This is a genomic window from Winogradskyella sp. SYSU M77433 (assembly GCF_029911945.1).
Taxonomy (GTDB): Bacteria; Bacteroidota; Bacteroidia; order Flavobacteriales; family Flavobacteriaceae; genus Winogradskyella.
In genome coordinates this window covers 1-1823 of record NZ_JARYTG010000023.1, presented here as the reverse complement: position 1 = coordinate 1823, position 1823 = coordinate 1, and the positions used below count along the sequence as shown (strand labels likewise).

2 protein-coding genes are annotated in these 1823 nt (G+C 30.9%); both read left to right on the top strand.

All coding sequences use genetic code 11. From position 1 onward, the window contains the following. Positions 1-88 precede the first annotated feature (88 nt). Positions 89-532: a hypothetical protein gene (locus tag QGM60_RS18080; protein ID WP_281141643.1), complete on the top strand. Its 444-nt coding sequence runs from the start codon at positions 89-91 to the stop codon at positions 530-532. 150 nt (positions 533-682) lie between these two features. Further along, complete coding sequence (locus QGM60_RS18075; protein ID WP_281141642.1) at positions 683-1594, top strand: hypothetical protein; 912 nt, start codon at positions 683-685, stop codon at positions 1592-1594. Positions 1595-1823: the final 229 nt, after the last annotated feature.

Here is a 1823-nt window from a genome sequence, read left to right as displayed (position 1 = left end):
AAAATAATAACAAGCTGGAATTTTTAACCATTTAAAATACATCCAAAAATGGTCAACCTATTTCAGGACAAGACAAACAGAGCGCAAATTGACTTTCGGAATAGCACAATATACTAACTTAACTCAAGAACAAAATAATTGGATTAATGACTTATCTGTTGAGTTAAAAACGTTTTTTGAAAATCGGAATTATGGTGAAGACCTAAACCAACTCTATTTCGGACTAATAACTGTGAAACCTGAATTTGACCAGTTTTTCAAAAAGAAAAGACCTAGATATCTACCAGGTGAAAGAACTTCATATGTGGACGGAATTGAAATAAAGTCAAATAATTGCGTGGAAATTGATTGTAAAATTGAGTTTAGCCAAGTTTCGAATTTAAAAAAGGATGAGCTAATTGAAAAAGTGTGTAATGAAATACTGACTGAATCTGATAGCCTAACTCGATTATCAAAACTCAAAAAATTTGACTTTGAATCTTATATGTCTGATTTAAAAAATTATCTGATTGACAAAAAGTATACTAAATAAAAATACTGTAGCCAACAATGGCTATAATTCATTGCGGCTGAAATTCCTATCGGAATTTCATTGCAATTTACTATCTTTCGGCTACGGCGGAAAGAATCCTGCGGATTTTTCCGCAACGAAATCATAGCCGAGACCGTTGCCAGTAATTTGATGAAACACCCGATTTTCATATTAACAATCTTATTTACTCTGAATTTATTCGGACAAAAACCGACTGAAAAAGTTGGAGAAATTGAGGTTGAATTAATTGGACATAACTTCAAAAGAAATTCAGATTACGAATTGACCAAAAAGAAAACGAACCGAAAAAATCGACCATTTTCAAAAATGTATTTCGATTCAAATGGAATTTTGCTTAAATCAATAAGTTTTGGAAAACATCACAATACTGACTTAAGACTTTTAAACCAAATTAATATTTATAGTTACGATTCAAATGGCTTGAAAACTAAAGTTGACATTTGGGAAACAGACTATGATAAAAATCTATCATATCAGTTTTACAAAAAGTATGATTTAGATAGCACGAAATCAAAGGTTATTTCGGAAAAAATGTATGAAATTGAATCGGACACGATTTACACTCAAACCGACTATTGGTATAACGAAAATGGCGAATATCAAGGTGAGTTCTTTGATTCAACTTATTATTACAAAAGAGAATACAATGAAAAGGGAAATCTTTTAAAATTACAGCAGATTTATAATGGAAAACTGAATTGGGAAACAAATTACTCTTATTCAGACAATCAAAGAATTGGCGTGTTCCAAACATATTACAATGACGGAAAAGATTACTCTACAAAAGAGATTAGAACTTATGACAACCTTGGACGTTTGATTGAAATCGAAGAATTATACTTAACCAAAGATGGATTGGAAGAAAAAACTAAATTTTATTATAGTAAAAATGGAATTGTTGAGAAAATCGAGGAATATGAATCTTATAACCGAAAAGATGGATATGAATTGATTTCATATCGTGAAGTAAAAGTAAAAAGTAAAGTAATCGTTGACTCATCAATTGCGAAAAAAATAAATGAACAAATAATAACTGAATAAAAAACTACTGGCAACAATGGCTATAAGTAATTGCTTGTTCTCGCCTACTTTGGAAATTCCTGCGGAATTTCCAACTTGGTGTGTACTTGCAGAGTTAAGTGTTAAACCACGCAACTACTCATAGCCGAGACCGTTACCCACAATATGAAAACGGCATCGTCCTGAAATAGGTTGACTAAAAAATCATTTAAAATTAGTCAACATATGGAACAACAATCAAAATCATCCT